The organism is Pyruvatibacter sp. HU-CL02332, assembly GCF_040362765.1.
In the GTDB taxonomy this organism is placed as follows: domain Bacteria; phylum Pseudomonadota; class Alphaproteobacteria; order CGMCC-115125; family CGMCC-115125; genus Pyruvatibacter.
Genome location: NZ_BAABWK010000001.1, coordinates 1,696,280 through 1,715,413 on the forward strand (window position 1 = coordinate 1,696,280; position 19,134 = coordinate 1,715,413).

Consider the following 19,134-nt stretch of genomic DNA (forward strand, 5'->3'; position numbering starts at 1 on the left):
AACTTCCTCCGTTTACGGAAGAATGAAAGAAAAACCATGAGCGATCAGAGCAACACGCCAGAAGGCGTTGACCCGGACGACTACGGTGCGGATTCCATCAAGGTCCTCAAGGGCCTTGACGCCGTGCGTAAGCGCCCGGGCATGTATATCGGTGATACCGATGACGGCTCGGGACTTCACCACATGGTTTATGAGGTGGTGGACAACGCCATTGACGAGGCGTTGGCCGGCCACTGCGACACGGTGAACATCGTCCTCAATGCGGATGGGTCCGTCACCGTGCGGGACAATGGCCGCGGCATTCCCACACAGATGCATTCCGAAGAAGGTATTTCAGCAGCTGAAGTCATCATGACCCAGCTGCATGCCGGCGGTAAGTTCGACCAGAACTCCTACAAGGTGTCCGGTGGTCTGCACGGGGTGGGCGTTTCCGTGGTGAACGCCCTGTCCGTGCGCCTCGACGTCAAAATCTGGCGCGACGGCAAGACCCATGAAATGCAGTTCGTTCATGGCGACAGCCAGGCACCGCTTGCGGTAACCGGTGAAGCGCCGCAGGACGAAGGCAAGGGCAAGGTCCGCACCGGCACGGAAATCACGTTCCTGCCCTCCACTGATACCTTCACCATGACGGACTTTGATTTTCCAACTCTGGAGCATCGTCTGCGCGAGCTGGCCTTCCTCAACTCAGGTGTCCGCATCACGATCTCTGATCTACGCGGCGTCGAGCCGAATGATGTGGAGCTGTATTATGAAGGTGGCATCGAAGAATTCGTGCGCTATCTGGACCGCAACCGCGGCACGCTGTTTGAGGCACCCATCGCCATTCACGCAGAAAAAGACGACATCACCGTTGATGTGGCTCTGTGGTGGAATGATTCCTTCCACGAGAATGTGCTGACATTCACCAACAACATTCCCCAGCGCGATGGCGGCACGCACCTTGCGGGCTTCCGTGGTGCGCTGACCCGCGTCATCAACGGCTATGCAAATGCCCATGGCCTGCTGAAGCGCGAAAAAGTTTCGCTGACGGGCGATGATGCTCGCGAAGGCCTGACCTGCATTGTGTCGGTCAAAGTGCCGGACCCGAAATTCTCGTCCCAGACCAAAGACAAGCTGGTGTCGTCCGAAGTGCGGCCCATCGTGGAGAGCATTGTCAACGAACAACTCAACAGCTGGTTTGAAGAACACCCCAATGAGGCCAAGGGCATCATTGGCAAGGTGGTCGATGCCGCTGCCGCACGCGAAGCTGCGCGCAAGGCCCGTGAACTGACCCGCCGCAAGGGCGCCCTGGACGTGTCGTCCTTGCCCGGCAAGCTTGCCGACTGCCAGTCCAAAGACCCGGCCATTTCCGAACTCTTCCTGGTGGAGGGTGATTCAGCTGGTGGGTCCGCCAAGCAGGCCCGCGACCGCGCCAATCAGGCGGTGCTGCCCCTGCGCGGCAAGATCCTCAATGTGGAGCGCGCCCGTTTTGACAAGATGCTGTCGTCCAACGAAATCGGCACGCTCATCACAGCGCTGGGCACCGGTATCGGCCGCGATGATTTCAATATCGACAAGCTGCGCTACCACAAGATCATCATCATGACCGACGCCGACGTCGACGGCGCCCACATCAGAACCCTGCTGCTCACCTTCTTCTACCGGCAGATGCCGGAGGTGATTGAGGGCGGTTATCTCTACATCGCCCAGCCGCCGCTCTACAAAATCAAGCGCGGCCAGTCCGAGACCTACGTCAAGGACGAGCGCGGCCTTGAGGACTATCTGATTTCTACCGGCCTCGATGGTGCCGTGCTGACGCTGGACAATGGCGAGCAGATGGCCGGCGAAGATCTGCGTCAGGTCGTCGAAGAAGCGCGCAAGGCCCGCACGTCTCTTGATTCCGTGCGTGCCCGGTATCCGGTCTTCATCGTGGAGCAGGCAGCCATCGCCGGGGCTCTCAATCCGGACGTGATGGAAGACGCGGAAAAAGCACAGGGCGCTGCAGACTACATCGCCCGCCGTCTTGACCTCTTGTCCGAAGAAACAGAACGCGGCTGGAAAGGCCAGTTGACCGATGATGGTGGACTTCAGTTCGAACGCGAAGTGCGCGGTGTCCGCGAAATCCATGTGCTGGACGGTCGTCTCATTGCGTCAGCCGATGCCCGCCGTCTGGATTCAATGACGGCGCGTCTGCAGGAAGTCTATGGCAAGGCCGCCCGCTTTGAGCGCAAGGACGGCGTGACGGAAATCCGCAGCCCCATGCAGTTGCTGGATGCTATCTTTGACGCCGGCCGCAAGGGCAACGCCATGCAGCGCTACAAGGGTCTGGGTGAAATGAATCCGGATCAGCTTTGGGAAACAACGCTCGACCCTGCCGCCCGCACTTTGTTGCAGGTGAAGGTGGAGCACATGGACGAAGCCAACGACCTGTTCGAAAAACTGATGGGCGATGTCGTGGAACCGCGCCGCGCCTTCATTCAGGACAATGCGCTTCAGGTCGCCAATCTCGACGTTTAGGAAACGGCATGCGTCCGCCAAGTGACTGGAACATTGAAGGTGCAACGTCTGGTGTTGTGGCCTTCATGCGTAATTTCTCTGGCAATCGCCGCACGCGAATGGAGCGGCGTGTTGCATTGGCCGTTTCCGCAGCTGCGCCGGCGGTGGCACTTGCAGCTCTTCTAATTGAAGGCCGTGCTCTAGCCACATGGCAGATCATTGTCCTGATGGTGCTCGCGGTTGATCTGGGAGGCGGTGTGTTTGTGAATGCCACCGCCGCGGCCAAGCGCTGGTATCACCGCGCGGGGGCCCGGGACTGGCATCATCTTGTTTTTGTGCTCCTGCATATCCACCCGCTGTTGATTGCCTGGGCATTCCCGGAATCAGGCTGGATGTGGGCTGCATTCCTGTATGCGGCAACAGTCGGTTCAACCGTCATTGTTCTTGCCTGTCCGCACTATCTCCGGCGCCCGGTCGCGCTCACTGCGGCAGCATTTGTTCTGGCGATTGCTCCGCTGGTGGCATCAACGCCCCTGCTGCTTGCATGGATTGCCCCGTTCTACGTGGTCAAACTGCTGGTGGCACACATTGTCCACGAGGAACCCTACGCCGCCTAAAAACGGTCACAGGACGGCCCAACCCACGCCTTCACCTCTCGTTAAGAGTTGGGATCAGACAATAACGTCTGGTTAACCATTTGGCGCGGACGGCTGGTTCGCAGGGCGTATGACAGCGCGAAAAACCGCAGGAAACTGGCGTTCCCCAGACAATGGGGACAGTCAAGACGAGAGCACGCCCGAGGAGGGCGTGATCCCGTCTGCGCGTCTTGCGCGTGTTTTGTCTGACCGGTCCTCTGACCGCGCGGTGGCACCCCGCAAACAATCAGCCTCCCCACGCGAGATGCTCGCGCAGGTGGAGCGGCGGCGACAGTCCGATGTCCGTGATCCAGAGCCCGCGCCCATTCCGGCCCCGACTTCTGCATCGCCGAAGAGATCCGGTCCCAGAATCATCCGCCCTCGGAGCAATGAGGCCTACGCGGCCAGCGAAGAACAGGCAAACCTCGAACCTGCGCCGCGCCCGCGCCAAAAGCCCAAGAACAATGCGCGTCCCCAATCGCGCAAGCCCAAGCAGGCCCAAAAACAGGCCATGCGACCTCGCCCTGCGCGCCGCAAAGGTGCAGGTGGCGGACGCGGCTCTGGCGGTTCAGGGGGCGGTTCAGCCGGCGGATCGGGGAGTGGATCGGGCGGTTGGTTTGGTGGCTGGTCCGCCGCCCTGTCTGAAAAAGTCTCTGCACGCCGTGTCGGCTACTGGGCGGCTGTTACCTGCCTGTGGCTGAGTGTTGGCGTTGTTGGCCTTGCCTTCAGTTGGGCAATGGAACTGCCTGAAACGCAGGACCTTGCAGTCCCAAGTCGCGCCCCGACGGTCACCATTCTCGCAAACGACGGCTCAGTCCTTGCGCGGCGGGGTTCCGGGTTTGCTGGGGCGATCAACGTCCCCGACCTTCCGCCACACGTGGCCCACGCCTTCATCGCCATCGAAGACCGTCGCTTCTATGACCACGCAGGCATCGACCCCGTCGGCATTGCCCGCGCCATGGTGGAAAATTTCAAAGCCATGAGCGTGGTGCAGGGTGGCTCGACGATTACCCAGCAGCTGGCAAAAAACCTGTTCCTCAAGCCCGACCGCACGCTCAAACGCAAAGTGCAGGAGACCATGCTCGCCATGTGGCTGGAGAGCGAGTACTCCAAGGACGAGCTGCTGACGCTGTACCTCAATCGCGTTTACTTCGGCGCCGGGGCCTATGGTCTTGAGGCAGCGTCACAACGCTTCTTCGACAAGCCATCAACACAGCTCACCGTGCCTGAAGCCGCCATGCTGGCAGGCCTTGTGAAAGCGCCGTCGCGCCTGGCCCCGACCAACAATCCTGAAGGCGCGCAAGCCCGCGCCAATATCGTGATCGACGCCATGCGCCGCTATGGCTATCTGGCTGACCCCGACGCGGACACAGCATCTGCCTTCCCAGCTGAACTGGCCCAGCGCGCCACCACCGAAACCGGCTACGCCGTCGACTGGATCGAAGAACAACTGGCTGATTTCGTCGGCCGCGCGGAACGCGACATTACAGTCGAAACAACAATAGACCCGGACCTTCAGGTCGCAGCTGTTGGTGCCATCAAGAGTGGCCTGGCGCTCGTGGGCGAAGCGGCCAATGTGAGCCAGGGTGCGCTCGTCGCCATGTCGCCAAACGGCGCTGTGCGCGCATTGGTTGGCGGTCGCGAATACCGTAAGAGCCAGTTCAACCGGGCAACGACCGCCAAGCGCCAGCCGGGCTCCGCCTTCAAGACATTCGTCTATCTGACAGCGCTTGAGCGCGGCATGACGCCCCTGACCATCCGCCGCGATGCGCCAATACGCGTGGCCAACTACACGCCCTCCAATTTCTCGGACAAGTACGAGGGCGACGTTACCCTCATGCGGGCCCTGTCAAAGAGCATCAACACCGTCGCCGTGCGCCTGACTCATGAAGCGGGGCCCGGCTCGGTTGCCCGCACAGCGCGGCGCATGGGCATCACGTCAGATCTTCGGGCCGATCTGTCGCTGGCGCTGGGATCATCCGAGGTAACCCTTGCTGAGCTCACCGGCGCGTACGCACCGCTGGCCAATGGCGGGCAGGGCGTCTTCACCCACATCATCAATCGCGTCAGCATGGTCAATGAAGAAGGCCAGACTGAAGTACTGTTTGAACGTACGGGCGATGGTCCGGGTCGCGTTGTTGCGCGTGCCAATGTGGCGCGCATGAATGCCATGCTGGGCGAAACCATTGCCACCGGCACCGGCCGCCGTGCACAGATCGGCCGCCCGGCTGCTGGCAAGACCGGCACCAGTCAGGACAATCGCGACGCCTGGTTCATTGGGTACACGGCAGACATCGTTGCAGGTGTCTGGGTCGGCAATGATGATGGTGCCTCCATGGTGAAGGTCACAGGCGGCAAGCTGCCGACGCAGATCTGGGCCAACTTCATGACTGCTGCCCATACCGGCAAACCCATCCGCAACCTGCCGGGCAACTGGCAGCCGCCAGTGACAATTGCCGCTGTGCCCGCACAACCGGAATATGATCGTACGGCACCTGCCTATGATCCGCGTTTTGGCCCACCTGGCTATACACCGGAGGGCTATCAGCGCCGCACGCCACGCGACCCGGACGCAGGCTTCTTCGCGCGCCTGTTTGGTGGCGGAGATGACGAGTATGACGATGGCAGCAATCGCGGCTGGGCAGACTAGGCGTCAGTCTTTTTCGACGGTGTCCATGATCGCCTGCGGATAGCGCTCGCCTGTCACAGCATCTCCACCGAAAATGGCATCGAGCTTCGCCATATCGTCGGTCGTCAGATCAACGGCGTCGGCGGCAGCGTTCTCTTCAAGGTACTTTCGGCGTTTTGTGCCGGGAATAGGAACGATCCCGTCAGACTGGGACATCACCCATGCCAGCGCAATCTGACCGGCCTTTACGCCCTTGTCTGCGGCCAGCGCTTCAACCGCAGAAACAAGTGCACGGTTCTTGTCGAAATTGTCGTCGCTGAAACGCGGCAGCATGTTGCGCATGTCGCCCTTGCCCAGATCATCTTTCGATAGAGCACCTGTGAGGAAGCCCCGGCCCAAGGGTGAGAAGGGAACAAAGCCAATGCCCAGTTCCGCACAGACCGGCAGCACGTGCTCCTCTACGTCCCGTGTCCACAAGGAGTATTCAGACTGAACCGCGCTGATGGGATGCACCGCATGCGCCCGGCGGATGGTCTTGGAAGAAATTTCACACAGACCCAGATGTTTCACTTTGCCTTCGCTCACCAGCTCAGACATGGCGCCCACCGTGTCTTCGATGGGTACATCGGGATCAAGCCGGTGCATGTAATAGAGGTCGATGTGGTCCAGCCCCAGTCGCGTGAGGCTGGCCTCGCAAGCCTGCTTCACATAGGCCGGATCGCACTGCACGCCCATCGGCTTTCCGTCCTTGCCCGGAACGATCGCAAATTTGGTCGCCAGCTGAACCTGATCACGATGTGGCTTGAGAACACGCCCCACCAGCTCTTCGTTGTGGCCCGCGCCATAGGCGTCAGCGGTGTCGAAAAATGTGATGCCAAGGTCCAGCGCCTTGAGCAGTGTCGCTTCTGATTCAGCCAGGTCCGCCTGGCCATAGGATTGCGACATCCCCATGCAGCCAAGCCCCTGTGCGGAGACCTCAAGCGAAGTGCCAAGTGTGCGTCTGTTCATGAGCCCCATCCCGATAAAGTGACCGTAGGTCAGTTGACTAAGAAATAGGGTCTGCGCCGTATCGATGCAAGGCCGCACCGTTCTCGGTCAGCCAGATTTTTGCTCGCTCGATGTTATCGATACGGGTTTGGACCAGCTTCCAGAAGTTAGGCCCGTGATTGTGCTCAATCAGATGGGCCGCTTCATGGGCGGCTACATAATCCAGCGCATAGGGCGGTGCAAAAATCAGCCGCCAGGAATAGTTGATGACGCGACTGGTGGAACATGACCCCCACCGGCTGGCCGTATCTCGCAAGGTGATACGCGCCGGCGATGTGCCGTAGGCGGCTGCATGGGCCAGCGTGGCGTCTTCCAGATCGCGTCGCGCCTCACGTTTCAGCCAGTCGGTCACACGTCGGTTGATGTGAGCGGTGTCTCCAGAGACAAGCAGTCGCGCCGGACCGTCACTGTTGGCAAAAAGCGGCAAGTCTGAATCGGTGTTGATTTGTGGCCCTTCAATACGGACAGGCGCGCGCGCGCGCCCCTCGCGGTCATGCACAATCACATGCGGATCACCGCGCACAGGAATAACCGCCCCGTCCGCAAAAGGCACAGGCTCAGGCAAATCCTCCAGCCGTTCAGCGACCCATGCTTCGTGCTTTTGTGCAAAGGCCAGGGCTTTGGAAAAACCACGAATGGAGGGGCTCGTAATAGTGACTTCCCGCCGGACCGGGTCGACCTTGAGGATCATGCGCCGTGCTCGCTTGTTGGCCTTGAGCACAACGCCAACCTCACGGCCCGCCACCATCATGGTGGCCCGCTGGGTCGTATCGCTTTTGGTCACGGGCTTGTTCACGGGTGTCCTGCCGGGGTGTGCTGCGGGTATGGTCAGGTCGAATCGCCCCAGTTTAAGAGATCGCCATGACCATGCCACGCTTTCACCTTGCCTTCCCGGTTGATGATCTGGCGCGCGCCCGCGCGTTTTACGGGGGCCTACTAGGCTGCGCCGAGGGCAGATCCTCAGAAAGTTGGGTGGATTTCGATTTTCACGGCCATCAGATCGTCGCGCATCTGGCGCCTGTTGAAGCAGGCCGTGCGGCCACCAATGCCGTGGACGGTGACAACGTACCGGTACGTCATTTCGGTCTGATCCTCGCCTGGGATCAATGGGAAGCGCTGTCTGACAGACTTAAGCAGGCCAACACTGACTTCATCATTGAGCCGCATATCCGCTTCAAAGATCAGCCTGGCGAGCAGGCGACCATGTTCTTCCTCGACCCCGCGGGAAACGCTCTGGAGTTCAAAGCCTTCCGCGATGACGCTGATATTTTTGCGAAATAGGCAGCCGGTCTGGAGGCCCCACGCCTCTAGAGATATTGGCGCAGCCGTGCCGCCATCCGGTCCGGCAGTGTTTCGTGAGTGAAGTTGGCCAGGAACGTGTTGTCTTCACTCATCAGATACACAACGGATGAGTGGTCCATGGTGTATCCCGCAGTTGAAGAGGCATCCTCCACCTTGCGGAAATACACCTTGTAGGCCTTTGCCGCCGCTTCAATCTGTTCCGGTGTGCCCGTGAGGCCGACGAAATTCTCGCCGAAATGCTCAACATAGGCGGCCATGGTTTCCGGGTCGTCACGCTCCGGGTCCACCGTCACGAAAATCGGCGTAAACGCGTCTGCATCGTCGCCCAGCTCTTCCAGGGCCACCGACATCACCTGAAGCGCGGTCGGACAGACGTCCGGGCAGTAGGTAAAGCCAAAATAGATGAGCGTTTTCTTGCCGGCAAAATCAGCATCCGTTACCGGCTCACCCGCCTGATTAACCAATTCGAAGGGCCCGCCGATATTGGGCACCCCTGATGACCGGACCGGTGCAGAGGCTGAAATATCCACCACCTGCGGTGACCGAAGGCCGCCAGTCATCAAAAGTCCAATGGCCGTGAGAGCCACAACAGCGGTGGCGGCTGTGGCTACAAGCAGAAGTCGGTTCATGGTCGGTTCAGCCTTTGTTACGCACTCTGCCATCCATCAGGACGCTTGACGTCCCAGGAGCGGCGTGGCTTTTAACACCTATGCAGGCACCCCGAATGGTGTGTCTGTCGCTCGAATATCACGAGATTAGTACGTTCAGGACCCAGGATCATGCAGACCAAGCGTCGCACACGCGATTGTGTTTCCGCCAAAACCCCGGTGACAATACTCGCAACACTTGTCCTTTCCGTTTTTGTGGCTCTTGCGGCAACACCTGCATCCGCCCAGCTCGTGGATGAGAACGAAATGGTTGTAGCCATCCGATCTGGTGATCTGGCGCAGGTTGAAGAAGCGTTTCTTGCCGGCCTGAGCGCCAATGAGCGCAGCATCAGAGGTCTTCCAGCCCTCATCGAAGCCGTTCGTACCGGCAAGCGTGAGATCGTGGAGTTGATGCTCGAACGCAAAGCACGGGTGAATGTTCCAGGACGTCGTGAGGGTGTGACGGCTTTGGAGGAGTCTGTTCGTATCAACCGCCCCGACCTCGCGCAGATATTGATTGATGCCGGTGCAGACGTCGATAAGACGGGCAAGAATGGCCAGACCCCGCTGATGCTCGCTGCCAAATTGGGCCATGCCAATGTGGTGCAAGTCTTGATCGATGCAGACGCCTATCTCAATGACACAGACCCCACCGGTCGCACGCCGCTTGAGCTGGCTCAGGAACGCCGTCACCGGCACACGGTCGAGCTGTTGATTGCAGCTGGCGCTGAATAATCCGCCCAGATCCGACCATCAGGCTTGCCAGCTCATGGTGAGTGCGTATATCGCAAAGCATGGCCTCAAAACTGCCCAAGCGCGGAACACTCCCTCCTCCTGCTGAAAACAAGCCATGGCATCATCTGCCAGATGGCCGTTTTCGCAATCCGCCCGGTAGCCCCAATCGCACCGCGGGCCTCAAGGACATGCTGCCATTCATGGAGCGCATGTTCCGTCACAGTTTTCGCGACATTGATGTGCCCGATCACCATGTGGTGCCGCGCCCACAGGCACTTGCTGCTCTCAAGAAAGCACGCGATCCCGCAAATGCTGATCGCGGTGTGGTGACCTGGCTTGGACACGCCTCGTTCATGTTGCGGATCGCCGGCAAAACCATACTGACCGATCCCTACCTCACGACCTATGCGGGCCCGGTTGGCTTTGGGCCCAAGCGCTATGTGCCATCCGGTATCGCCATCCGCGACCTGCCACCCATTGATGTGCTGGCGATCAGTCACAATCACTATGACCATCTGGACGAAACCGCCCTGCACAGACTGCCGGGCAAGGACACGATGACTGTGGTAGCTCCCTTGGGGTTGGGAGACTTTTTCCGGGAGCGTGGCTTTAAATTCGTGGTCGATATGGATTGGTATCAGTCTTTGACCATGAACGACCTCACCATCAAGGCACTGCCATGCGTGCACTGGTCTCGGCGGTCGGGCCTCGACACCAACAAGTCCCTATGGGCTGCGTTCTCTTTTGAGGGCCCCGAAGGCCGCGTCTTCTTTGGGGGTGACACAGCCTATGGTCCTGTCTTTGAGGAGATTGGCACCCGAGAAGGGCCGTTCGATCTTGGGCTTATCGGCATCGGTGCCTATGAGCCGCGCAAGATCATGAAAGCCAGTCACGCCAACCCGGAAGAGGCTGTGCAGATCGGCATCGACATTGGCGCACGCACGCTTGTGGGCATGCATTGGGGCACTGTCGTGCTGACAGAGGAGCCGCCCTTCGAACCGCCGGTGAGGTTTGAAGCAGCGGGACGCGAGCGCGGTTTTGCTGACGACGACATCTGGATCATGCGCATTGGCGAAACACGGTTCCTGCCGGTTCGCCGTCCCGGAAATATCTAGCGGCCGCGCTACTCGCCAATCGAGAGCAACATGCCGCGCTCTTTTGCAGAGCGCAGAAACGCCATGAAAATGATGTAGCCGCCTGCAAAGAAACCGGCATTGAGCACGGCTGCAAAAGCCAAGCGCTGCCAGTCAATCACCTGATCAAACAAAATGCTCCGCATACCCTCAAACACATAGGTCGGCGGAAGGCAAAGCGCGATGGCCTCAAGCCATCCCGGCATAACGCTCACCGGATAGTAGATGCCGCACAAGGGCACGAAGATAAACGGCACTGCCCAGGCCAGGCTTTCTGCTCCCATGCCATTCCGCAGAATGATGCCGGTCACCACCAGTGCAATCGCCCAGCCGAACACGACGAGATTTGCAAAGAACGCGACCAGCGCGATCCCAAGCTCAAACAGGTTGAAGCCAAAAAACCAGACCGCAATGAGCAGGGCAGGGGCCATGCCGATGATGGTGCGGATAATGCTCATGCCGACAAGCGCCGCCACAAACTCCACCGGCCGCAACGGCGACACCATCAGATGTCCGAAATTTCGGCTCCACATTTCTTCGAAGAACGAGATCGTGAAGCCAAGCTGTCCGCGAAACATCAGCTCCCACAACAGGACCGAACCAACCAGCACGCCACCCGCCATGGCAAACACATCGGTCGTCTGGGCAAGGAAGGTTTGCAGAAACCCCCACATCACGAGGTTCATGGACGGCCAGTAGCCAAGTTCCAGGATACGCGGCCAGGAACCTTTGAGCAGATACCAGTAACGCAATACCATCGCGCCGACCCGATTGAACGAGAACGCGGGGTTGTGGCGTTCAATGGGCGGGAGAGAATTCATGCGATCACTCATGAGGGCGCTCCTTCCATGAAGGCCTCTTCCGCGCGAATGCCCGTACCGCGTGCCACATCCAGAAAAACGTCTTCCATGTTGGTACGTCCATAGCGGGCCAGAAGGTCCGCCGGCGTGCCGCGATCAACGATACGCCCCTGGGTCATCATCAGCACATTGTCCGCGAGCCGTTCCACCTCGCCCATGTTGTGAGACGCCAGAAGAATGGTCGCGCCCGTACGCGCCTTATAGGTTTCAAAATAGCTGCGCACCCAGTCCGCTGTATCCGGATCCAGCGATGCCGTCGGCTCATCCAGCAGCAACAGCTCAGGCTCATTGATCAAAGCCTTTGCAAGGCCAACGCGCGTTTTTTGCCCGGCAGAGAGTTTGCCGGACGGCCGGTCCAGAAACTCAGTCAATGCCAGATCATCCGCAATCGCGAGCACCCGATCGCGCACATGATTGAGGCCGTAAAGGCGCGCATAGACGGTGAGGTTTTCGCGAACCGTCAGCCGCATGGGCATGTCCACATAGGGGCTTTCGAAATTCATAAGCGCATTCGCCTGACGCCTGTCGCGCAGCAGGTCAAACCCCAGGCCGTGCAGGGTGCCTCGGGTCGGCGTAACCAGACCCAGAACCATGGCAATGGTCGTCGTCTTGCCCGCCCCGTTGCCGCCCAGCAATGCCATCGTGCTCCCGCACGCAACGCTGAAACTGATGCCGTCTACAGCAGTCACATCGCCATATGTCTTTGCCAGATCAACCACATCCAGGGCTGGTGCGGGCGTGTCTGGCGTATCATGCGGCGACATTGTGCGCTCCTTTGAGGCCGGAGTGGTCTATAGAAGGGTCGATAAAGTATTCTGACCGGTCCGCGTCAGAACATAGTTACCTTTGTAGAAAATACCTACGGCACATCCACATGACTGCTGACACTTCGCCCGAAGACGCCATTCTCAATCCCACTGATCCCGGACAGGGCCCAACCCTGACCCGTGCCGTATCGGATATTTTTGAGGCGGGACGTCTGCGGCTCCAGACGCTTGTCCTGCTGCGCTGGCTGGCCGTTGGGGGGCAGGCCACAGCTGTCGTGTTCACAGCTTTCATTATGGACTTTGAGTTGCCCCTCGAATGGTGCCTGGGGGCGATTGCAGCTTCAGCTTGGCTGAACGTCATTCTGGCAGTTCGCTACCCCGCCCCGCGGCGTCTTGGGGAGCGTGAGGCTGCTGCCTATCTGGCCTATGACATTCTCCAGCTTGGCGTTCTGCTCTATCTGACCGGCGGCCTTGAAAATCCGTTCGCGTTCCTGTTCCTCGTTCCCGTGACGATTTCAGCAACCACTTTGTCGCTACGCGCCACAATTGCCCTGGCCGCACTGGCGTTCATGTTGGTGACGATTCTCGGGCCGTACCACCTTCCATTGCCATGGTTTGCTGGAGAAGAAGTCCGGTTGCCGCCCTTGTGGCTGCTGGGCATGTGGGTGGCGCTCGTACTTGGTCTGGCCTTCATGACTGCCTACGCCTTTCGGGTGGCGCGCGAAGGGCGGCGCATGTCGGCCGCATTGTCAGCAACCCAGCTGGTGCTCGCCCGCGAGCAACGCTTGTCAGCGCTCGATGGTCTTGCTGCCGCCGCCGCACATGAGTTGGGCACGCCACTCGCCACAATTTCGCTGGTTACCAAGGAACTGAAACAGGAAGCCGGCAGCTCGCTTGACCCAGCGCTCGTCGAAGATCTGGAGCTTCTGCACAGTCAGGCAGAACGGTGTCGTGACATCCTGGGCAATCTCAGCCTGCGGGGACAGGCAGGGGATGTGGTCCATTCACGCATGTCTCTAGCCGTGTTGCTTGATGAAGCAGCCGACCCGTTCCGCGACCGAGGCCGTGAGATTGCCATTGAGCTATCGCCGGACAGCGAGGCCAGTGCCGGCGAGCCGCCTGACTTCGTCCGCCGCACGGAAATCATGTATGCCCTGCGCAACCTCATTGAAAATGCAGTTGCGTTCTCCCGCACCAAGGTCGTGGTTGCTGCCAGATGGTCCGCAGACACAGTCGAGATATCGATCAGCGACGACGGACCTGGCTTTTCAGCCAATGTGATTGATCAACTGGGCGAGCCCTATGTGTCGACGCGCCGGACCGTCCCCGGCAGCAAATCCCCAGACGCAGACATTGATGGGGGCGGCATGGGACTGGGCTTCTTTATCGCCAAAACACTGATCGAGCGGACCGGTGCCCGTCTTGCAGCAGCCAATGCATCCCGGGGGCAGACGGGGGCGATCATCCGCCTCATCTGGCCGCGAAATGTGGTGGAACCGCGCGACTGAGGCCTTGTGCAAATGCATGGGTGGCATGCTCGAAATCCCAAAGTGCGCGCTTTTGGCCCACCTGATGGTAAATCCAATAAACCATTGAAAAATAAGGGAATACCAGAAAAGCGTATTGCGAAAGTACGTTGATTTGGAGTGGATTTCCGCCATATAAAGAAGACAAGAAGAAGCGTGGGCAGAACTCGCGCGCCAACCCAAAAAGGTGGCTCCTCACATGACCATGCAGGACTCAACAGATCTTCCCCGCGACACGTCTCGTGTGGATTCCCTCGAAGACAAATCACTGCTTCTGGTGGATGACGACCAGCCCTTCCTGAACCGTCTTGGACGGGCGATGGAACGGCGCGGGTTTGAGGTGCGCACGGCATCCAGTGTTGGTGAAGGTCTGGCAGAAGTGCGTCGCGCAGCACCGGCATTCGCTGTGGTTGATCTGCGACTGGAGGACGGCACCGGTCTTGATGTTGTTCAGGCACTGCATGGCGCCCGCGAAGACGCCCGCGCGGTCATGCTGACAGGCTATGGCAACATCACCACTGCAGTGGCTGCTGTAAAACTTGGTGCTGTTGATTATCTCGCCAAGCCCGCCGACGCTGACGATGTGGAAGCAGCGCTTCTGGCGCGGCCGGACGCCTTGCCCGAGCCGCCTGAAAATCCCATGTCAGCGGACCGGGTTCGTTGGGAACACATCCAGCGCGTCTATGAGCTGTGTGGCCGCAACGTGTCCGAGACAGCACGCCGTCTCAACATGCACCGCCGTACACTCCAGCGCATTCTGGCCAAGCGCTCACCGCGTTAGGATACTGTTGAAGGTCCAACGGTCGGACTAGCGGTAAGAGTCGTCTGCCTCGAGATATGTGCGGACATAATCCGCCACACCGTCTTCAAGGGACGTGAATGGCTGCGTGTATCCAGCCTGCCGCAAGCGGTCCATCTGTGCCTGCGTGAAGTACTGATACTTGTCGCGGATCTGTTCCGGCGTATCCACATACTCGATGTTGGCCTGCCGGTTGAGCGCTGAGAATGTCGCATGCGCGAGATCTTTGAAACTACGCGCTGCCCCCGTCCCAAGATTAAACAATCCGCTGACGGACGGTGTTTCAAGCAGCCACGACACAACGCGCGCGCAGTCTTTGACATACACAAAGTCACGTAACTGCCCGCCATCCTCGTAGTTGGGATTGTGCGACTTGAACAACCTCACCGGGCCGCCGCTGCGTGCATCTGGATGAATGTGCGCAACAACGCTCTTCTGCCCGCCCTTGTGATACTCGTTGGGGCCATAGACGTTGAAGAATTTCAGACCGGCCCATTGCGGTGGCTTGGCGCCACCCGCTGACAGATGCCGGGCAATCCGCCGATCCACCATGTGCTTGGACCAGCCATAGGCATTGAGCGGCTTGAGCTGTGCCAGCGCCTCAAGGCCCATGTCATCATCAAAGCCTGCGTCTCCATCACCATAGGTGGCAGCCGACGACGCATAGATAAGCCGCGTGCCCGTGGCAGTCGCCCAGTCCCATAGATCATTGGTCAACCGGATGTTGGAGCGCACGATCAGATCAACATCGGTTTCTGTCGTGGATGAAATGGCACCCATGTGAATGACGGCATCGATCTGGCCCGCATTCTTGTGCAGGAAATCAAACAGCGCTTCTGGCGCAATAACATCCTCGAGTTCGCAGTTGGCAATGTTGCGCCACTTGTCGCCATTTTCCAGCCAGTCGCAAACCACAAGCCCAGTTCGTCCGTCTTCGGACAATTGTGCCAGAATGTTGGAACCAATAAATCCAGCGCCGCCGGTAACAACAATCATGGGTATGTCGATCCTGGAGTGAGTGTCATCAGGGTGCGCATCTAGGCTTTCAGCCGTTCAATGGTTCGTGTCGTGCTTTCATCAGGTACGAGTTCTGCAAGAACAACGCGCCCACCGGTTGCCTGGACAATATCTGCACCCACAACGGTTTCCACTGTGTAGTCGGCGCCCTTGACCAGAACATCAGGCGTCAACGCCTTGATGAGTTCCACAGGTGTTTCGTCGGAGAAGATAATCACCATGTCCACGTCCTCGAGTGACGCCAGCACGAGCGCTCGCGCCATCTCGCCTTGAAGCGGACGTGTCTCTCCCTTGAGGATTTTTACCGAGCTGTCGGAGTTGAGACCGACAACCAGCCGGTCACACTCCGCGCGCGCCTGGCGCAGCAACGACAGATGCCCGGGGTGGATCAGGTCAAAACATCCATTGGTAAATCCGATGCTTTGCCCCTGAGCACGCCATCGTGCGGTGATGTCTGACGCCTCCGACACCGAGCAGACCTTCTGGTCGGCCTTCGTCACGTCAGCTGTATGCAATGCGCGTGTAAGTTCGTTGGGGTAAACAACTGCGGTGCCAACCTTGGCGACAACCAGCCCCGCGGTGGCGTTGGCAATGGACGAGGCCTGCACCAGATCCGCACCGGACGCGATGGCCAGTCCGAGTGTCGCAAGCACCGTGTCGCCCGCGCCTGACACGTCAAACACTTCCAGTGCCTGCGCCGGGAAGTGAGTGGCCTCAAGTCCATTCTCACCTCGTGTAACCAGCGTCATGCCAGCTTGTGAGCGCGTGACAAGAATGGCATCTGCATTTGCGCTCTTGAGCGCTTCATGAGCTGCATCCATGACTTCTGCATCCGTCTCACACGGCATGCCGGTGGCGAGTGCCAGCTCTTTGAGGTTGGGCTTGATAAGCGTCGCGCCGCTATAGCGTGAAAAGTCTGCAGACTTGGGGTCAACAATCACCGGCAGGCCCATGGCCCGCGCCGCGCCGATAATGGCCTGCAGCACATTGTCGGACAGGCAGCCCTTGGCATAATCCGAAAGGACGATCGCCCCGGCGCCTTCCATCTCCGCGCGTGCGGCATCAACAATGCCATCAACAGATTCTTGTGACAGTGGCAGCGCCACCTCCTGATCCGCCCGCAACAGCTGCTGCGATCCAGCGATGAAGCGCGTCTTGACGGTGGTTGCCCGACCGATGTCAGTAATCAGATCCGGGTCGATGCGGTCTTCCTGTGAGATCAGGCGAACCACCTCTCGGCCAGGTTCATCATCACCAATGGTGGCAAGCAGGCTGGCAGCGCCGCCCAGCGCGGCCACATTACGTGCGACGTTGCCTACACCACCCAGCATGGCCGCTTCGCGTTCCACAGCAATCACCGGGATGGGTGCTTCAGGAGAAATGCGATCCACACTCCCATAGACATACCGGTCCAGCATGATGTCACCGAGGCACACCACGCGCGCCTCACTGAAACGGCCAATGACGTCCAGCTCGGCGGGAACATCCAGTACAGGATCGGAAGATGAAACAGTCATCGGTGCCTTAGGGTCTGCCCGTAGCGGGCTCTAACGGGTCAATATGAGTCGCGATCATAGGGATCGCAAAGCTCGCCCGAAAGGCCAAGCTATGTCTTGCAGTTAATGGGGCAAAAGACCGTTTTAGCCAAGCCCCGCATCGGGATCAGCAAGGCGCGATAGCCGGAGTGAGCCCGCCCGCGCAATGCGCAGTGTCACCGCCTTGCGGCGGGCCGCAGCAATCTTGTCCAGAGGCGCATCCCGCAGCATTTCTGCTCCATACCGGTCGGCGATCAAAAGTCCTGTTTCTGATGGCAGCTCACCCACCGGAAAGTCTTCAGGAACGGCGAAGAAGAGCCGGTCGCAAAAGTCGTTATACTCCGGCCATTTATTGTCCGCGCGCAGGTCAGCAAGGCTGGTCTTGATCTCGATAATCAGAATTTCACCTGCCGAACCCAGCGCAATGACATCGGCGCGGCGGCCGGTCGCCAGTGTGAATTCCGTCAGTGGTGCCAAGCCAAGCCCCATCAAGTGGCGGCACACACCCCGCTGCACATCAAGTGCGCGCGCCGACTGGCGGCCATCCTCCGGCAGCGACAGATCCCGCCAGCTTTCACGTTGCTCATGCCCTTGTGTGCTCATGCCGGAACGCTAGTGCCAGCGTGAGAACAAAACAAGTCCATGCAGTGCCGGTGTTTGAGGGTTAACGGCCCACGCAAAGGATGGCAGGCAAAAGAAAAGCGGCCCGCTGAACAACAGCGGGCCGCTTCAAATGCTCGACACTTAGGTCAGGGTCGTCTTACTCAGCAGCTGAAACCTGCTGCAGAGCGTCTGTCCGGGTACCAAAGTTGATGGTCTGAAGGTACTTGATGCCTTCTTCCGCAATGTCGTCACCAATCATGTGATCGCCTTCGGACTTCAGCTCATCCATGTCCACGTAAGTGGCATAGAAGGGCTTCGTGCGATCTGTGATGATGCCGGCCTTGAGGAGCGTCTTGATCAGGACACGGAAGATATCGGTACCTGACTTCATGCGTTCCTTGCGATCTTCGTCGGTGAAGGCTTCAAGCATCTCTGCCTGAACCTGCTGCCAGTCGAGACCGAACTCTTCGTAGATGACTTTCTTCTGTTCCGGGTTCACCAGATTGAACAGCAGGGTCTGGAAGCACTCAGCGGCCCAGTCCTCGATGATGTGCTGTTCTTCTTCTGACAAGTTGGGAACCGTACGATCCGCCCAGATCTTGCCGAACTTGTGGTGGAACGCTTCGTCGGTCATCACCAGTTGTGTCAGGCGAACAAGAAGCGGGTCCTTCGAGTTCGTGTAGAGCGCAGCAAAAGCACCCATGGCGAGGCCTTCCACCAGCATCTGCATGCCGACGACCTTCTTGTAGACTTCCTTCGCGTTGACGATGTCGACGAGAAGGTTCTTCAGGGTGTCGCCGCAGGGCAGCGGTGTGCCCCAGCGTGCTTTCACATAGGCTGAAAAGCCGGTGACGTGGCGCGCTTCTTCGCGTGTCTGGTTGGCGGCGTATTCCTGTGCACCGGGGTCGCGCAGGATGTGGCAGAGCGAAGCGGACAGGCCAAGGGCGCCGGCTTCACCGTGCAGAATGGCAGACAGCATCCAGCGGGCATTCTGGCTTACAAAGCGAACGCGCTCTTTCTGGGTGAGCTTCTGGAAGCAGGGCAGCTGCAGCTCAGGAACCATGTCCTCAGGCAGCATCATTTCATTCTCCATATCGAACGGCTCGGAGAAATCGATGTATTTTGTGTCCAGCGGATCCCAGAAATGGTCGTGGGTCGCGGAAATGATCTTGTCGAATGCGTCAGAGCGGGCACCGTAGCGGTCCACTTCAATCATCGCGGCAAAATCGTCAGGGGCAACCGCATCATAGGCGGCGTCATGGGTAATCTGGCGCGTGGTCATTGGTGAGTTGTCTCCTCCAAGAAACCTGAAAAGACCCCCTCACGAGCAGGGCCCAGGTCAAACAGCTCCAAAAGCAAATGTCGTATGCCGGTTTGCTCTAGCCCGAGCGTTGGCGGCACGTGCAACCGGGATGCGCGTATGA

General features: G+C 59.1%; 17 protein-coding genes. 8 read left to right on the forward strand and 9 right to left on the reverse strand.

Going from position 1 to position 19,134, the window contains the following annotated elements; genetic code table 11:
• Nucleotides 1–36 precede the first annotated feature (36 nt).
• The 3 genes from gyrB to ABXH05_RS08055 all read left to right on the forward strand — a co-directional run bounded on the left by gyrB (nucleotide 37) and on the right by ABXH05_RS08055 (nucleotide 5,760).
• On the forward strand, nucleotides 37–2,496 hold the full coding sequence (gyrB, locus tag ABXH05_RS08045) for a DNA topoisomerase (ATP-hydrolyzing) subunit B (protein WP_353560555.1): 2,460 nt from the start codon (nucleotides 37–39) through the stop codon (nucleotides 2,494–2,496).
• Nucleotides 2,497–2,504: 8 nt separating this feature from the next.
• On the forward strand, nucleotides 2,505–3,092 hold the full coding sequence (locus ABXH05_RS08050) for a hypothetical protein (RefSeq protein ID WP_353560556.1): 588 nt from the start codon (nucleotides 2,505–2,507) through the stop codon (nucleotides 3,090–3,092).
• Nucleotides 3,093–3,621: 529 nt separating this feature from the next.
• Entirely contained in the window at nucleotides 3,622–5,760 is a 2,139-nt protein-coding gene (locus tag ABXH05_RS08055) for a transglycosylase domain-containing protein (RefSeq protein WP_353560557.1), read from the forward strand.
• Between the two features lie 3 nt (nucleotides 5,761–5,763).
• Here the strand turns inward: ABXH05_RS08055 and ABXH05_RS08060 are convergent, their stop codons facing one another.
• Entirely contained in the window at nucleotides 5,764–6,747 is a 984-nt protein-coding gene (locus tag ABXH05_RS08060) for an aldo/keto reductase (protein WP_353560558.1), read from the reverse strand.
• 37 nt (nucleotides 6,748–6,784) lie between these two features.
• Complete coding sequence (locus tag ABXH05_RS08065) at nucleotides 6,785–7,582, reverse strand: M48 family metallopeptidase (protein ID WP_353560559.1); 798 nt, start codon at nucleotides 7,580–7,582, stop codon at nucleotides 6,785–6,787.
• Nucleotides 7,583–7,647: 65 nt separating this feature from the next.
• On the opposite strand from ABXH05_RS08065, the gene ABXH05_RS08070 reads away from it, so the two are divergent.
• The gene (locus tag ABXH05_RS08070) at nucleotides 7,648–8,067 is read left to right on the forward strand and encodes a VOC family protein (RefSeq protein WP_353560560.1); all 420 of its coding nucleotides are present in this window, start codon (nucleotides 7,648–7,650) and stop codon (nucleotides 8,065–8,067) included.
• A gap of 26 nt (nucleotides 8,068–8,093) precedes the next feature.
• Here ABXH05_RS08070 and ABXH05_RS08075 read toward each other — a convergent pair whose 3' ends face one another.
• Nucleotides 8,094–8,717, reverse strand: a complete 624-nt coding sequence (locus tag ABXH05_RS08075) for an SCO family protein (protein ID WP_353560561.1) — start codon at nucleotides 8,715–8,717, stop codon at nucleotides 8,094–8,096.
• Between the two features lie 150 nt (nucleotides 8,718–8,867).
• Here ABXH05_RS08075 and ABXH05_RS08080 point away from each other — a divergent pair, with 150 nt between their 5' ends.
• Nucleotides 8,868–9,470 carry an ankyrin repeat domain-containing protein gene (locus tag ABXH05_RS08080; protein ID WP_353560562.1) on the forward strand — a complete coding sequence of 201 codons (603 nt, stop codon included), beginning with the start codon at nucleotides 8,868–8,870 and terminating at the stop codon, nucleotides 9,468–9,470.
• Between the two features lie 59 nt (nucleotides 9,471–9,529).
• A complete protein-coding gene (locus ABXH05_RS08085) occupies nucleotides 9,530–10,585 on the forward strand; it encodes an MBL fold metallo-hydrolase (RefSeq protein ID WP_353560563.1) in 1,056 nt (351 codons plus the stop codon).
• Nucleotides 10,586–10,593: 8 nt separating this feature from the next.
• On the opposite strand, the gene ABXH05_RS08090 is transcribed toward ABXH05_RS08085, so the two are convergent.
• Both ABXH05_RS08090 and ABXH05_RS08095 read right to left on the reverse strand, forming a co-directional pair.
• The gene (locus tag ABXH05_RS08090; RefSeq protein WP_353560564.1) at nucleotides 10,594–11,436 is read right to left on the reverse strand and encodes an ABC transporter permease; all 843 of its coding nucleotides are present in this window, start codon (nucleotides 11,434–11,436) and stop codon (nucleotides 10,594–10,596) included.
• The gene (locus tag ABXH05_RS08095; RefSeq protein ID WP_353560565.1) at nucleotides 11,433–12,227 is read right to left on the reverse strand and encodes an ABC transporter ATP-binding protein; all 795 of its coding nucleotides are present in this window, start codon (nucleotides 12,225–12,227) and stop codon (nucleotides 11,433–11,435) included. Before ABXH05_RS08095 ends, ABXH05_RS08090 begins: the two co-directional genes overlap by 4 nt.
• Before the next feature lie 110 nt (nucleotides 12,228–12,337).
• Here ABXH05_RS08095 and ABXH05_RS08100 point away from each other — a divergent pair, with 110 nt between their 5' ends.
• Together ABXH05_RS08100 and ABXH05_RS08105 are read left to right on the forward strand one after the other, a co-directional pair.
• Entirely contained in the window at nucleotides 12,338–13,738 is a 1,401-nt protein-coding gene (locus tag ABXH05_RS08100) for an ActS/PrrB/RegB family redox-sensitive histidine kinase (protein WP_353560566.1), read from the forward strand.
• Between the two features lie 217 nt (nucleotides 13,739–13,955).
• Nucleotides 13,956–14,537: an ActR/PrrA/RegA family redox response regulator transcription factor gene (locus ABXH05_RS08105; RefSeq protein ID WP_197538321.1), complete on the forward strand. Its 582-nt coding sequence runs from the start codon at nucleotides 13,956–13,958 to the stop codon at nucleotides 14,535–14,537.
• A gap of 27 nt (nucleotides 14,538–14,564) precedes the next feature.
• Here ABXH05_RS08105 and rfaD read toward each other — a convergent pair whose 3' ends face one another.
• The 4 genes from rfaD to ABXH05_RS08125 all read right to left on the reverse strand — a co-directional run bounded on the left by rfaD (nucleotide 14,565) and on the right by ABXH05_RS08125 (nucleotide 18,992).
• On the reverse strand, nucleotides 14,565–15,551 hold the full coding sequence (rfaD, locus tag ABXH05_RS08110) for an ADP-glyceromanno-heptose 6-epimerase (protein ID WP_353560567.1): 987 nt from the start codon (nucleotides 15,549–15,551) through the stop codon (nucleotides 14,565–14,567).
• 41 nt (nucleotides 15,552–15,592) lie between these two features.
• Nucleotides 15,593–17,089, reverse strand: coding sequence for a D-glycero-beta-D-manno-heptose-7-phosphate kinase (gene rfaE1, locus ABXH05_RS08115; protein ID WP_353560568.1), 1,497 nt, complete (start codon nucleotides 17,087–17,089; stop codon nucleotides 15,593–15,595).
• Between the two features lie 123 nt (nucleotides 17,090–17,212).
• Nucleotides 17,213–17,710 carry an MmcB family DNA repair protein gene (locus ABXH05_RS08120; RefSeq protein WP_353560569.1) on the reverse strand — a complete coding sequence of 166 codons (498 nt, stop codon included), beginning with the start codon at nucleotides 17,708–17,710 and terminating at the stop codon, nucleotides 17,213–17,215.
• 157 nt (nucleotides 17,711–17,867) lie between these two features.
• A complete protein-coding gene (locus ABXH05_RS08125; protein WP_353560570.1) occupies nucleotides 17,868–18,992 on the reverse strand; it encodes a ferritin-like domain-containing protein in 1,125 nt (374 codons plus the stop codon).
• Nucleotides 18,993–19,134: the final 142 nt, after the last annotated feature.

Coding starts and splice junctions, on each gene's coding strand:
- gyrB (WP_353560555.1), top strand. CDS start 37: ATGAGCGATCAGAGCAACACGCCAGAAGGCGTTGACCCGGACGACTAC.
- ABXH05_RS08050 (WP_353560556.1), top strand. CDS start 2,505: ATGCGTCCGCCAAGTGACTGGAACATTGAAGGTGCAACGTCTGGTGTT.
- ABXH05_RS08055 (WP_353560557.1), top strand. CDS start 3,622: ATGCGACCTCGCCCTGCGCGCCGCAAAGGTGCAGGTGGCGGACGCGGC.
- ABXH05_RS08060 (WP_353560558.1), bottom strand. CDS start 6,747: ATGAACAGACGCACACTTGGCACTTCGCTTGAGGTCTCCGCACAGGGG.
- ABXH05_RS08070 (WP_353560560.1), top strand. CDS start 7,648: ATGACCATGCCACGCTTTCACCTTGCCTTCCCGGTTGATGATCTGGCG.
- ABXH05_RS08075 (WP_353560561.1), bottom strand. CDS start 8,717: ATGAACCGACTTCTGCTTGTAGCCACAGCCGCCACCGCTGTTGTGGCT.
- ABXH05_RS08080 (WP_353560562.1), top strand. CDS start 8,868: ATGCAGACCAAGCGTCGCACACGCGATTGTGTTTCCGCCAAAACCCCG.
- ABXH05_RS08085 (WP_353560563.1), top strand. CDS start 9,530: ATGGCCTCAAAACTGCCCAAGCGCGGAACACTCCCTCCTCCTGCTGAA.
- ABXH05_RS08090 (WP_353560564.1), bottom strand. CDS start 11,436: ATGAGTGATCGCATGAATTCTCTCCCGCCCATTGAACGCCACAACCCC.
- ABXH05_RS08095 (WP_353560565.1), bottom strand. CDS start 12,227: ATGTCGCCGCATGATACGCCAGACACGCCCGCACCAGCCCTGGATGTG.
- ABXH05_RS08100 (WP_353560566.1), top strand. CDS start 12,338: ATGACTGCTGACACTTCGCCCGAAGACGCCATTCTCAATCCCACTGAT.
- ABXH05_RS08105 (WP_197538321.1), top strand. CDS start 13,956: ATGACCATGCAGGACTCAACAGATCTTCCCCGCGACACGTCTCGTGTG.
- rfaD (WP_353560567.1), bottom strand. CDS start 15,551: ATGATTGTTGTTACCGGCGGCGCTGGATTTATTGGTTCCAACATTCTG.
- rfaE1 (WP_353560568.1), bottom strand. CDS start 17,089: ATGACTGTTTCATCTTCCGATCCTGTACTGGATGTTCCCGCCGAGCTG.
- ABXH05_RS08120 (WP_353560569.1), bottom strand. CDS start 17,710: ATGAGCACACAAGGGCATGAGCAACGTGAAAGCTGGCGGGATCTGTCG.
- ABXH05_RS08125 (WP_353560570.1), bottom strand. CDS start 18,992: ATGACCACGCGCCAGATTACCCATGACGCCGCCTATGATGCGGTTGCC.